Annotated in this window: 10 protein-coding genes; 5 read left to right on the top strand and 5 right to left on the bottom strand. The window is 42.7% G+C overall.

Features of this window, described 5'->3' with window-relative positions; all coding sequences use genetic code 11:
- Positions 1-19: 19 nt before the first annotated feature.
- Together PNC201_RS18065 and PNC201_RS18060 are read right to left on the bottom strand one after the other, a co-directional pair.
- The gene (locus PNC201_RS18065; RefSeq protein WP_102057901.1) at positions 20-535 is read right to left on the bottom strand and encodes a response regulator transcription factor; all 516 of its coding nucleotides are present in this window, start codon (positions 533-535) and stop codon (positions 20-22) included.
- The gene (locus PNC201_RS18060) at positions 516-1,757 is read right to left on the bottom strand and encodes an ATP-binding protein (RefSeq protein ID WP_102057900.1); all 1,242 of its coding nucleotides are present in this window, start codon (positions 1,755-1,757) and stop codon (positions 516-518) included. Before PNC201_RS18060 ends, PNC201_RS18065 begins: the two co-directional genes overlap by 20 nt.
- Before the next feature lie 180 nt (positions 1,758-1,937).
- On the opposite strand from PNC201_RS18060, the gene PNC201_RS18055 reads away from it, so the two are divergent.
- Together PNC201_RS18055 and PNC201_RS18050 are read left to right on the top strand one after the other, a co-directional pair.
- Positions 1,938-3,008 (top strand): ketoacyl-ACP synthase III, encoded by a 1,071-nt coding sequence (locus tag PNC201_RS18055; RefSeq protein WP_010605206.1) that lies wholly within the window; start codon positions 1,938-1,940, stop codon positions 3,006-3,008.
- Positions 3,009-3,105: 97 nt separating this feature from the next.
- Positions 3,106-4,578, top strand: a complete 1,473-nt coding sequence (locus PNC201_RS18050) for an aminoacyl-histidine dipeptidase (protein WP_102057899.1) — start codon at positions 3,106-3,108, stop codon at positions 4,576-4,578.
- A 101-nt stretch (positions 4,579-4,679) separates the two neighbouring features.
- On the opposite strand, the gene PNC201_RS18045 is transcribed toward PNC201_RS18050, so the two are convergent.
- Both PNC201_RS18045 and PNC201_RS18040 read right to left on the bottom strand, forming a co-directional pair.
- Positions 4,680-6,041 carry a leucyl aminopeptidase family protein gene (locus tag PNC201_RS18045; protein WP_102057898.1) on the bottom strand — a complete coding sequence of 454 codons (1,362 nt, stop codon included), beginning with the start codon at positions 6,039-6,041 and terminating at the stop codon, positions 4,680-4,682.
- A 55-nt stretch (positions 6,042-6,096) separates the two neighbouring features.
- Complete coding sequence (locus PNC201_RS18040) at positions 6,097-6,471, bottom strand: hypothetical protein (protein ID WP_102057897.1); 375 nt, start codon at positions 6,469-6,471, stop codon at positions 6,097-6,099.
- Between the two features lie 531 nt (positions 6,472-7,002).
- On the opposite strand from PNC201_RS18040, the gene PNC201_RS18030 reads away from it, so the two are divergent.
- Together PNC201_RS18030 and PNC201_RS18025 are read left to right on the top strand one after the other, a co-directional pair.
- A complete protein-coding gene (locus PNC201_RS18030; protein WP_029215790.1) occupies positions 7,003-9,594 on the top strand; it encodes a TonB-dependent receptor plug domain-containing protein in 2,592 nt (863 codons plus the stop codon).
- A 98-nt stretch (positions 9,595-9,692) separates the two neighbouring features.
- Entirely contained in the window at positions 9,693-11,159 is a 1,467-nt protein-coding gene (locus PNC201_RS18025; RefSeq protein ID WP_102057896.1) for a tetratricopeptide repeat-containing sulfotransferase family protein, read from the top strand.
- Here PNC201_RS18025 and PNC201_RS18020 read toward each other — a convergent pair.
- Positions 11,101-12,021, bottom strand: a complete 921-nt coding sequence (locus tag PNC201_RS18020) for an alpha/beta fold hydrolase (RefSeq protein WP_102057895.1) — start codon at positions 12,019-12,021, stop codon at positions 11,101-11,103. The two genes, PNC201_RS18025 and PNC201_RS18020, sit on opposite strands and share 59 nt — an antisense overlap.
- Positions 12,022-12,197: 176 nt before the next feature.
- On the opposite strand from PNC201_RS18020, the gene rlmF reads away from it, so the two are divergent.
- Positions 12,198-13,055 carry a 23S rRNA (adenine(1618)-N(6))-methyltransferase RlmF gene (gene rlmF, locus PNC201_RS18015; RefSeq protein ID WP_102057894.1) on the top strand — a complete coding sequence of 286 codons (858 nt, stop codon included), beginning with the start codon at positions 12,198-12,200 and terminating at the stop codon, positions 13,053-13,055.
- Positions 13,056-13,277 lie beyond the last annotated feature (222 nt).

Below are 13,277 nucleotides of genomic sequence, written 5' to 3'. Positions count from 1 at the left end.
AATGAGTATAAGTGAAAACCTACTTATAAACAGGTTTCTTTTGTAATTTCCTCTGCAGCGTTCTTCGGTGCATATTAAGTTGCCGTGCAGTTTCAGAAATATTACCTTCGTTTGCCTTTAGAACTTGCTGAATATGTTCCCACTCAAGTCGTTCTGGAGACATGACTTCTTCTACGATTTCTTGAGTTTTCTCTCCCAATAGCGTTTGTACTATCAAACTGGTACTTGCTGGCTTAGTTAGGTAGTCATCAGCACCCAATTTTATCGCCTCAACTGCAGTTGCAATGCTAGCATAACCCGTTAATAATACAATGCGAGCGCTTGGATTGAGCTGCTTGATTTGTGTTATGAAGTTTATTGAGTTGGACTCACCCAGCTTCATATCCAACAATATGTAGTCGAAAGCTTCTCGTTTACAAGCCACCTGCATATCTTCAATTAAAGTGACGTGTTCAACACCAAAGTCTTGTTTTTCCAAGCGCCTCATCAATGTTTGTGCGTAAGGCACGTCATCTTCAACAAGCAGTAAATTCATCACTCACCCTTGGTAGTTTAATCGTACATTTTGTCCCATCGGTAACGTCGCTTTCAATAAGCAGATGTCCACCAAGCCGTTCAATTGTCGCATGACTAAGCAGTACCGCCATGCCAAGCCCAGATTCACTATTCACTACATTGTGCCCCAGCTGCGCTAGCCTTTCTTCTGCTATTCCCTCACCTTTATCAAGAATGGTTATCACATGCTCAGTCGGCTCGGAGGTAAATATCACCTCTATGTCCGTCTGTTTTGCTTGCTCATTTGCTCGCACACCGTTACTAATAAGGTTCAAAATCGAAGGCATCAACATAGGATCATCGCACAGCCCCCCCTGAACATTAGTAATATCGAATCGAAAATGCTGCCGTGGAAATTGTAAATTCGTTAATTCTTTTAACTGCTCTGCAAGATGCTCTGCAGTTATCATTTGTTTAGACGCTGACTTTATATACTCAGTGAATTCTCTAAAGACATTAAGCTGCTCCTTACATTTCCCAAGAGGTTCCGACATTTCTTGAACACATGGATCTTTTGGATACGACTCCTCCAGCTCTTCGTGTAATAGCGCCAAATGTGCGATTGGCGTGGCGAGTTGATGGGTTGCTTGTGCGGCCGCACTACCTAATGCGATTAATTGTTCTTGCTGTAGCTGCTGCTCTCGTAACATGGCAATTGCCCGCTCTTTTTTTCGATTTTGCTTTACCAATATGCTCACCACGGTAACAACGACTATAATAGTGAAAGTAAAGTTAACTAACATCCCGAGCAAGTGAGTGCTCATGTCCATATGGTGGACATGTTCATGAGACATTTTTATATAAAGATAAAGATAAGCCCCAATCGCCCCAGCCGACACCATCAACATGTTGATAGTTGGAATAGTTACTGCTGCAATAACCGTTGGCAATACCAGCAAGGACACAAACGCATTGGTCGCTCCACCCGTCAGGTCCAACAAAATAGTAAGAAACAAAATGTCCGCCAACAATTGCATTGTCATACCAATAGACGCGGCTTCTTTTGTGTTACGGTAGGCGTAAATACTTAATAGCTGAAATACCGACTCCGCTGCCACCACTCCAACCACTGCAACAAAATCAAATTGTTTACCAAAAACTAGAGCTGCGATAGCGAGCATCACTATTTGAATGATGATTGCCACAGATCGCAACAACAACAGTTGACCCAATGCAGAGCTGGGAGAAAACGCAATTTTCATGAAAATATAAGAAGCTAAGCTAAGATAAAAGAATTATACCTAATCTAGCGAAAATAGGTGTGATCGAACTCAGTTATATCGCCGTTTTACAAGCCACAGCTTCGCTTTTATGGCAATACTGTGAAGGATTTGGTATAAATAAAAAATTGGCCAACTGGTCGGATTAGAATAAGAGACACTATGGTTTATGCAAAAATCACGGGCTGGGGTAAGTGCATTCCACCAGCGAGCATCAGTAATGATGAAATTAGCACCATCGTTGATACCAATGATGAATGGATAAGTACAAGAACAGGTATAAAATCCAGACGCGTTAGTCATGTTAGCACTGCCGAACTTGCAACGGTTGCAAGCCAACACGCTTTGGCATGTGCAGGACTTGAAGGTAAAGACATCGATCTTGTTCTACTTGCAACCTGCACCCCGTCAACTATGGTGGCAAATACAGCTTCTTTAGTACAAAAGAATATTGGAGCCGTGGGTGCTGCAGCATGTGATACCAATGCGGCCTGTTCGGGCTTTTTGTATGCATTACAAAATGCCACCGCACAGATCCAAGCCGGTATGATTAAAAGAGCAGTCATTGTTGCAGCTGAGCGTATGACTTGGTATGTAAACTGGGCAAAGCGCGACAGCGCGGTATTATTTGGCGACGGTGCTGGTGCTGTCGTGCTTGAAGCAAGTGAGGAACCAACCGGCCTATTAGGCACCAAAACTGGCTGTGATAGCACTGACAGAAGTATATTACACATTCCAAACTATGGTACCGATATGGACCGCTGTGCAGGCACCGGACCTTCTGACCTCTCTTTTGAGGGACGTGAAATCTTCAAGCGTGCTGTAAAAGGTATGAGTGAAGCATGTGATGATGTACTCAACCAAGCACAGCTATCACTAGAAGACATTGATGTACTTATCCCGCACCAGGCAAATCTTCGTATCATTCAAGCGATCCAAAATCGTTTGGAAATTTCAGATGATAAAGTCATGGTCAATATCGACAAGTACGGTAATACCTCAGCTGCAACAATTGCAATTGCACTGTGTGAAGCTGTCGAAAGTGGTCTTATTAAGCCACACGCTAATATTATGTCGGCGGCATTTGGCGCTGGATTAACCTGGGCTGCGAGCTATTTAAAATGGGGAGAAAGAACGACCCCAATTGCGATGTCGGATGCACGTTTACCTGATTGCGATAAAACAGGTCTTGAGTTGATTGCACCAGCAGTGGCTGCGAGTCAAGCTCAATAACTAACCTACTCTCCCGAATTAAGGTTAATTGCTCGATCTTGCCCTTGGGTGGGTGGTAATATTGCAATATTATTATCGCTCATCCAAGGAGTTTATTGTGCTCAAAGCGCATACCGAGATCAGTCAATTAGAACCACAAGCAATTTGGAAGTTTTTTGACCAAATTTGTGCCATTCCCCACCCTTCAAAACACGAAGAAGCGCTAGCAAGCTTTATTGTTGACTGGGCTAAAAGCAAAAATTTAGACGTACGTCGTGATAACACTGGTAATGTGTTCATCAAAAAAGCTGCAACAAGTGGCATGGAAAATCGTAAGCCTGTTGTACTACAAGCACACATTGATATGGTGCCACAAAAGAATGACGATACAGCACACGACTTCGTTACCGATCCAATCAAACCATATGTTGATAATGATTGGGTAACTGCAACTGGCACTACATTAGGTGCAGACAATGGTATCGGCATGGCATCATGTTTGGCCGTATTAGACGCTGACGATATCAAACACGGTCCACTTGAGGTGTTACTAACCGTTGATGAAGAAGCAGGCATGAGCGGCGCGTTTGGTTTGCAATCTGGCTGGTTAGAAGGAGAAATTCTGCTCAACACCGATTCAGAGCAAGAAGGCGAAATCTATATGGGTTGCGCAGGTGGTGTAGATGCATCCTTAACTCTACAACTCGTGCGAGAAGCGTTACCTAAACACCATCAAATCTTTGAGCTGTCTCTAAAAGGCTTACGCGGCGGACACTCTGGCGTCGACATTCACACTGGTCGTGCAAACGCTAATAAATTGCTCGCAAGATTCTTAAAACACCATATTGCAGACTTTGATCTAAGACTTATCGAGATCAGAGGCGGCTCCCTACGCAATGCAATTCCGCGCGAAGCATACGCTGTCATTAGTTTTGATGAAACGCAAATAAGCGAGTTCCAGGCGCTGATTGAAGCTTATGAAACCATCATTAAGCAAGAATTATGTGCCATAGAAACCGGGATCACATTTGCGCTCAGCACCTCAAAAAGTACCACGTTGCCAATGAGCCAAGCTTCTGAAAGCAAAGTATTAGCGCTTCTCAATGCTTGCCCTAATGGTGTTGTACGCATGAGCGACGATATTCCAGGTGTTGTTGAAACCTCACTTAATATGGGTGTAATTTCTACTACAGATAACAGTTTAGAAGTCCTATGTTTGATCCGTTCATTAATTGATTCTGGTCGCAGTGATGTCGAGGGTATGTTGCGTTCACTGGCTGAGCTGACACAAGCAGACATTGAATTTAGTGGTGCTTACCCAGGCTGGAAACCTGATCCAAGCTCAGAAGTATTAGCTATTTTCCGTGATATGTATGAATCAATCTACGGTGAAAAGCCACATATTATGGTTATTCATGCTGGTCTTGAATGTGGTTTGTTCAAAGAACCTTACCCGAACATGGATATGATTTCTTTTGGTCCAACCATCAAATTTCCACACTCTCCCGAGGAAAAAGTAGAAATTTCAAGCGTTGGCCTATATTGGCAGCAAATGAAAGGGATCTTAGAAAACATTCCTGAAAAGCAGTAAAACTAATCTAAAATTAATTATACCAATTCGGTTATTAGACAAACTAAAAGCCCAGCTTACGTAGCTGGGTTTTTCATAGATTTCAGGCTCTGTGATTGTGATTAGCCGAACTTTTTCTCAAGATAACTAAACATGGTTCTAAGACCCAATGCTTCACCACCAACAGGTCTACCCGGTAACGCTCTCACGTTCCAAGCCATCACATCAAAATGTAGCCAAGGTGTCGTGGCTGGCTCAACAAATTCTTTTAGATACAGTGCAGCTGTTATTGAACCACCAAACGGCGTCGAACCACAGTTAGCAATATCGGCGATATCGCTCTTGAACAGCGCCTTATACTGATCAAACAAAGGCAGTTGCCAAATAGGATCCGCATTACCCAGACCAATTTCCATTAGCTCAGAAGCAATCGCTTGATCTGTAGAATAAAAACCAGGTAGTTCAGTGCCAAGTGCAACGCGACACGCACCAGTCAAGGTTGCGAAATCAATCAATAGCTCAGGCGCTTCTGTTTGCGCTTCTGCCAATGCGTCGCATAAAACCAAGCGTCCTTCGGCATCGGTATTGTCAATTTCAACCGTAATACCTTTACGTGTTTTGATCACATCACCTGGCCTAAAGGCATTGCGAGAAACCGCATTTTCTACCGCTGGGATAAGTACGCGTAATCTTACAGGCAGTTTTGCCGCCATAATCATATTGGCCAACGCGATAACATGAGCCGCTCCGCCCATGTCTTTTTTCATATTACGCATTCCAGACGCAGGTTTTAAGTCCAGACCACCAGAGTCAAAACATACGCCTTTACCAACTAACGTAAGTTTTGCGTGGTTTTCATTACCCCAACGTAAGTCAAGCAAACGCGGAGCATTGTCACTCGCACGGCCCACCATGTGGATTGTTGGGTAGTTGTGCTCCAATAACTCATCACCAATGATTTGTTCAAATGATGCGCCATATTGCTCGGCAAGTTCTTCCATTACTTCAGCCATGTGCTGAGGCATCATATCGGCAGCCGGTGTGTTTACTAAATCTCTTGCAAGATTAATAGACTCGACAGCCGCTTTTACTTTGGCATATATATCAGCATCTTCGATAGCAAGCTTTGCGACAATCGCTGGCAATTCTTTATAAGCAGAAAATTGATACGCCCCCAGTAAAAACGCAATAGCGTGGCTCTCAACTTGCTCAGAAGCGATATCAATAAAATAAGTACCTTTTGGTAACTGCTTTGCAAGATCGCCCAATAGCCAAAAATCATCGTCTTCAGCAATAACAATAACTCGCTCTACTTCTCCAGAATCAGCATTCGGAATAAGAATATTTTTTTGCGATTGAAGTTGTGCGGTTTTTACGAAAAGCTGTGTCGTACTTGACTGCTGCGCTTGCCATGACGCTAATTCTGCAGCAGAGAAGATAGAAATGGGTGTACCCTTCGCAGAGTGAACGAGTAGGTTGTTCATGTAGGCCTCAAATTTATTATGTTCGTACTTAGATTACCAAGGCTAAAAAGAAAATTCACTGTTCCTCGGTTTTTGTTGGCTTTTTTTTCAAGTTGAATGAGCTAGGCAAAACATCCACGCCCACTAATTGACCGACCTTTACGATTATCGGAATGGTAATGGGGGCAAAAGGTAAAACGGCAAACACACCCAATCCTAATCCTTTGAGAATATCCACAAGTTGGGCGTTTGCTGTTTTTAACTCAGCCTTATGCGCTCGCCCCAAAGTATATCGCTTGTATATCTCAAGCATTTCTTTCGTTTCTTGTTTCTCTTGTTCTAGTGCGCATTTGAGCGCAATCATTGCTCTGCGCAATCTTATTTGCTGTCTGCGTTTACTGATCCGAGCAACGCGCATCGGTGCTTTATGGACAACTTTGATCAGTTTCATTAATAAACTCAAAGATAGTGTTGTCCAGAGTCTATCAAAATTTTTAGCACTTTAGCTATTAGCCATTGGTACAAATTAGCTATTCTAACGAGTAAAGTTATACGTAAAGTGTGTAAAACAACGAACTAGAACAAAATCAACCTCAATTACCACACAAAACTGTACAATAATCACTCACACAAAGACTAGCACCTAGCATTGCTCAATTAATCTACAAAAACTGAATAATGAAATTTCCGTAATCTCGCTAAACTTTGTAACAACAAATTATAAGCAACTGGGTGTTTCTCTTCAAAACTAGTTAAACCGTCCAAAAGTTCATCTTCAACAATAACTTATCATTCAACCTTTGCAATTCTTCTTAGCCTAAACAAAAAGTTATTAAGAAAGTTGCAGTTTCAGAAATCACTGCTAATTTTAAAAAAGCGCTTGCCAACACATAGCAAATTAAATTATATGTGTATTAAAGGTAAAAATATTATAAATGGCCTTTTTATTGGTATGACAACAACAATCAACTGGGGAAACAGGATGAAACTAAAAAGTAACACGGTGCGCCGTGCAATTCGCTTCGCGCTCGCTTCAGCAGCAACAACCTCACTTCTTACTACCACCGCAATGGCTGAAGAAGCCAACCAAGCAAAAGCAGATGAAAAAATTGAAAAAATCGCGGTAGTTGGCTCCCGGGCTGCTCCTCGCTCTGTAGGCGAGTCACCAGTGCCAATTGACATCATCGGTGCTGAAGATATGTCGAAAGCTGCGGGCTCTGACATGCTGGAATTACTGAAAGGATCTGTACCATCTTTGAACGTACATGCAAACCCAATCAGTGATGCAGCGACTCTAGTAAGGCCAGCTAACTTACGCGGATTGCCTGCGGACAGTACGCTGATTTTGTTAAATGGTAAGCGTCGCCACCGTTCATCGGTTATTGCCTTTTTAGGTGGCGGTATTAACGACGGTGCTCAAGGTCCTGATATTTCAGTGATCCCTAGTATCGCGCTCAAACAGGTGGAGGTACTTCGCGACGGTGCTGCCGCGCAGTACGGTTCAGATGCAATCGCGGGTGTAATGAACTTTGTACTTAAAGACGCTAGCGAAGGGGGCTCGTTCTCTATTCGTCAAGGTGAATACTACGAAGGTGACGGCGACACGACGGTTATCGAAGGTAACGTAGGTTTGCCATTTACAGATGATGGTTTTGCTAACTTAAGCTTTCAGTACAAAGAAGCGGATGCGACTAGCCGCAGTGTTCAGCGTCCTGATGCAGCAGCTTACATTGGTGCCGGAGTTGAAGGAGTTGGCGACCCGGCGCAGATCTGGGGTGCGCCAGAAATTAAAGATGATATAAGTATCTTCGGTAATGTTGGCGTAGATGTCACTGACAATGCTCGATTCTATATGTTTGGCAACTACTCCGAGCGAGACGTTAAAGGCGGATTCTATTATCGAAATCCACAAACCCGTCCTGGTGTATACTCTAACGACGGTGGTGAAACGCTGTTAGTGGGAGACTTAGATGGTGTAGGTGTGGGTATCGAATGTCCGGTAGTTAACTTGACGGATAAAAATGTAGCGAACATCCCAGCGTATCAATTAATTGCTGCTGATACCGAGTTAGGTAGAAACTGTTTTGCCTTTAATGAAATTTTACCTGGAGGTTTCACGCCGAACTTTGGTGGTAACATCACTGATACCTCTCTAACTATCGGCGTTGAAGGTGAGTTTAAAGACGGCTTTTTGGAGGGGGGTTACTGGGACTTAAGTGGCTCGGTTGGTCGTAACGAATCACGTTACTTCATCACTAACACGGTAAACGCTTCACTTGGCGCAGATACGCCTATGGACTTCAGCCCAGGTAAATACATCCAACTGGAAAAGAATTTTAACTTTGACGTGTCAAAAGGCTATGACTTTGACCTAGCTTACGATGTAAACGTTGCAGCAGGTCTTGAGTGGCATGAAGAAACATTTGAAGTACTTTCAGGTGATGAAGCATCATTTATTGCAGGGCCACTGACTGAGCAAGGCTTTGGGATAGGTTCAAATGGTTTCCCAGGCTTCAAACCTTCTGCAGCAGGAGAATACACTCGTCGTAACTATGCTGCTTATGTGGATATCGAGACCCCATTTACTGAAGAGTTTATGATGGGATGGGCGCTTCGTTACGAAGATTACGATTCATTTGGTTCGACTACAAACTTTAAGATCACGGGTCAATATCATGTTACCGAAGACTTCTCGGTTCGTGGTTCAATCAGTACCGGTTTCCGCGCGCCAACGGTAGGTCAAGCTAACGTGTCTAACGTGCAGACAAACTTAAGCAGTGGTGTATTGGTAGATTCAGCACTATTACCACCAACAAACCCTGTTTCAGAGCAGCTTGGTGGTACTGAATTGACTCCTGAAGAGTCAGAAAGTTACACACTAGGTGCGGTATATCGCTCTGGCGACTTATTTATTACGTTAGATTACTACAACATTGAAGTAACTGACCGTCTAAGCCAGTCTGAAAAAATCGTTTTAAGTGATGCTGACAAAGCAGCCCTTAAAGCGGCGGGTGTTCCTAACGTTGATAACTTAGCGCAGGTGAGCTTCTTCACTAACGACTTCGATACCACGACTCAAGGTATCGACTTAGTTGGTAACTATTCTATGGATATGCTGGGTGGTTATGCAACATTCAGTGCCGCATACAACTGGAATGAAACCGAAGTAGACCGCTTCTCTGCTATCACAGGTGACTTCAAGGTATCTCGTTTAGAAAACGACTTACCGAAGCACAGAGGCACATTAACTTGGGCTCAGCAATGGGATAACTTCTCAGGTTTTGTTCGTATGAACTACTTTGGCGAATACCAAGGCGTTCACGTCGATTATGATGCAACAGCAAAAACAGCGGACGCGACAATCACATTTGATGCAGAGCTTACCTACTTTGCAACAGATTCGATCAGTCTATCTGTTGGTGCAAATAATATCTTTGACCAAGATGCTGAAGAACTAGACTTCTTTGACGCTACAGGTATCCCAAATAACAACTGGGGTGGCAAATACTATGAAACTTCACCATACGGTATTAATGGTGGTTTCTACTATGTGAAAGCAACCTATACGTTCTAACTTTTACTGTAACCCAGAAACAAAGGCGAACTAGCATTAGCTATTTCGCCTTTTTATTTTTATCCTATATAACAAAGCAGTTAATTTTGAATACAAACATGTTGTTATTAAAGCGAGCCAACGAATTATTAGCCGAAAACAAGCTTAGAGAAGCTGAGTTTATGTACAAGTCTGTACTAAAACAGTCACCAAACAACGGTCCAGCTCTATTTGGTCTAGGCCGCATTTGCATGCGTTTAGAGCAGTATGATAACGCAATCTACTATTTAAAAAGAGCCTGCGAACATTTACCAAAAATGCTTGAGCCGCTCTTCGCATTGGCCGATGCATTTTTAGCCGTAGGTTCACCGGTTGACGCAAAAACCGTACTTGAATACACCTTAAGCGTGGCAAAACATAATGCCCAAGCCCATTACCAACTCGGTCAATTTTATCTGGACTATGGCTTTATTGAACAAGCCAAAAATGTCTTTAAAGCGGGGTTAGATTGTCCTCATAGTACAGTGACTGCCTTTATGCTGTACGAACTGGTACAAATGTCCTCAGCCAAAGAATTACCTACATATTTAGCGATTTTAGAAAAATTGGAAAATGAGTTTGAAGCACCGAGACTAAAAACCGTGGTCCACTATGCTCTTGCTAAGTGTCATGAACAATTAGGTAACTTTAATGCAGCCCAAGATAACTATGCTTTAGCGAATGATACACAGCTGCTGATGAGCGAGTTTCGTACTGTAGACATGCTGCCATTTTTTGAATCAATCAAAAAGTATTGTGGCAAAGCGTTTTTTGATAAACCCAGTGATAAGGTTAAGACAACATTTACCCCTGTTTTTATTGTTGGTTTGCCAAGAACTGGCTCGACTCTCCTAGAACAAATGCTAGTACAACATTCACATGTTGGTACACTAGGCGAGAATACCGTGATCAGCGATAAAATTGTCCCTTACCTCAGTAAACGCAACAATTCAGAGTTCCCAGGTTGTTTAGACCAACTAAGTAACTCTATGTTAGATCATTGCCGCATACTCTATGTCGACGAGATAAAGCGACATCGAGTGCCGGAAGAAGTGGTGATCAATAAACTTCCAGCTAATTTTCAAAATCTGGGCTTAATCCACAAGCTCTTCCCTGAGGCGCGAATTATTCATTTAACTCGCAACCTCAATGCAACAGCCTGGTCGGTCTACAGTAATCATTTCGCCGAAAGCGAGCCTTACTTTTGCTCTTTAAGTGAATTTGCCTTGTATGCGCAAGCGCAAAGCGACTTGATGTCACATTTTAACCAATTTATGAAAAGAGATATTTTTACGCTCAGTTACGAACAACTTATTGCAGAGCCTGAAAAGTCCCTCAGACAATGCTTGAGCTTTTTATATCAAAAATACGAACCTGAATGCTTGGAGTTTCACAAATCTAAAAAGCCGGTGCATACCCTAAGTAAGGCGCAGGTCAGAAAGCCAATCAGTACGCAGCCACTGGAAAAGTGGCTGCGCTATGAAGCATTTATTGAGAAGATGATTGCTCAACCACAAAGCGATCAAACCACGCCAGCAAATCTTTAAACTGATCATCACGTGCATGTTTATGGGTTAACATGTCTATGTGCCCATAATTGTGCCGATGGCCGTGCTTTTTTCCATAAATTCTGAGTTCTTGTATCCCCTTTCCAGATTCACAAATAAACGCTTGAATATCGACAGGTTGTGCCAGTGCTTTATCTTTAACGCCAGCAATGTGCAAGATTGGAGGCAACGTCATGTCTTGTAATACCGCGGCATAATTAAAACCGTCATCCGAGTCAACCCATGGGTGCTTCTGTGCCCAGTCAGCGCTTTGTGCATGTGACTTTAAAGACTCATCATCACTTCCCCAACCAAGTCTCTTCGCAGGTAAGTACCCATGCTTTTTCGAATAATAGTGCGCAACGTTAAACCATATCAGGTTTGCTTTAAGTAATTTGCTCGGGTGATTGTTATGTAAACTACGCTTAGAGCCAAAATAAACACATGCTTTAACATGCTGAATTTCTTCAGGAAAGCGTGCAAAAACACTATTCATCAATACTCCTCCCCAAGAATGCGCAATCCAATATTGTGCTCTAGATCCGGTATATCGTTCGATAAAATTCAGCATTTCAGGGATTTCGTGCAAGATTGATTCAGTTTGACCATAATCCGCTTCAGCGTCGATTTTAGGTATGCTCTCTCCTCGCCCACGAAGATCACCAACAAAACAGCGATAGCCGTGTTCAGCTAAAAAAGGCGCTAGCCCTTTATTACTTTCAGTATAAAAAATTTTGCCATTTTCAACCGCACCATGCATAAAAAACACAGCGGGGCCGCTACTATCCGGTTTTGCTATATATCTGAGGTGGAGTTTATGTCCATCTGCTATATCTACTAATAGTGATTTTTGCTCTATCATTTCTTTGTTTTTATTCTTTTAACACTAACCTCATCGTACCAGTTGACTGGTTGATAAGTAAACTCTTAAACGAAGCAAATAAAAGGGTTGATATGCCTTTAAGATAAAGCCAGTATTCAAGACTTAAGCGTTCGATTAAAAGTGTTATAATCCTTTTTATTTATTCGAAGAATCCTGTGCACCCAAGAAACAAGCATAATTCAGGCTATGATCTAGACAAGCTTATAGCGATTGAACCCGCTTTAAAGAATTTTACTTACAACCGAGCTGATGGCATAAAAAGCATCGACTTCACTAATCCAGATGCCGTAAAACTGTTAAATAAAGCATTGCTTAAATCAGACTACGATATACAAGTTTGGGATATCCCCGCACAATTTTTATGCCCGCCGGTTCCAGGCAGAGCAGACTATATCCATGCGTTGAAAGATCTGTTAGATGAAAGTAACTTGCCAGATAAGGTGCAAGGCGTAGATATTGGCACTGGTGCCAATTTGATCTATCCCATCTTGGGATCAAGAGAATATAACTGGCGCTTTGTGGCCTCTGACATCAATCCTCTTGCTGTGAAGTGTGCCAAAACCATCGCAGAACTAAATAAGCTGCCGGTAAAAGTGATGCAACAAAAGCAGCCTAATCACTTTTTTAAAACAATAATAAAAGCAAACCAGTTTTATCATTTTTCAATGTGTAACCCGCCCTTCCATTCCAGTGAAGCAGATGCAAATAAGGGCACGCAAAGAAAGTGGAAAAACCTTAACCGAGCACCACAAGCCTCGCTAAATTTTGGCGGCCAAGCTCAAGAGTTATGGTGTGAAGGTGGAGAAAAGCGTTTTATACTGGATATGATCTCTGAGAGTGCCACTTTCAAAGAGCAAGTTTATTGGTTTACTTCCCTTATCTCTAATAAAGACAACGTCAAACCACTTAAACAGCAACTTAAACAGTTCGCTGCAGAGCAAGTAAAAGTGATCGAGATGGAGCAAGGTAATAAGACAAGCCGTTTTATCGCCTGGAGTTTTTTCACACCCTAGCAATGTATATGGTGGGCTCGAGCTCACCTCGCGTGACTCTCTATACCCCACCGTTGCATTACTGCAACGGGTTTTGAGGTACATTTTTTGCTGGAACTTCATTGCAAGCCATCGGTGGGTGAACCACCTCTCACCATGTTGCACTGTGCCTATACTGTGGTAGGAGCGAGTTTACCTCGCGAGATTTTTAAATCACACATAGCAAAAAACCCGTCGCATTGC

This window comes from Pseudoalteromonas sp. NC201 (assembly GCF_002850255.1).
Lineage (GTDB): Bacteria > Pseudomonadota > Gammaproteobacteria > Enterobacterales > Alteromonadaceae > Pseudoalteromonas.
The sequence above is the reverse complement of the archived record's forward strand: the minus strand, read 5'-3'. Positions and strand labels throughout refer to the sequence as shown.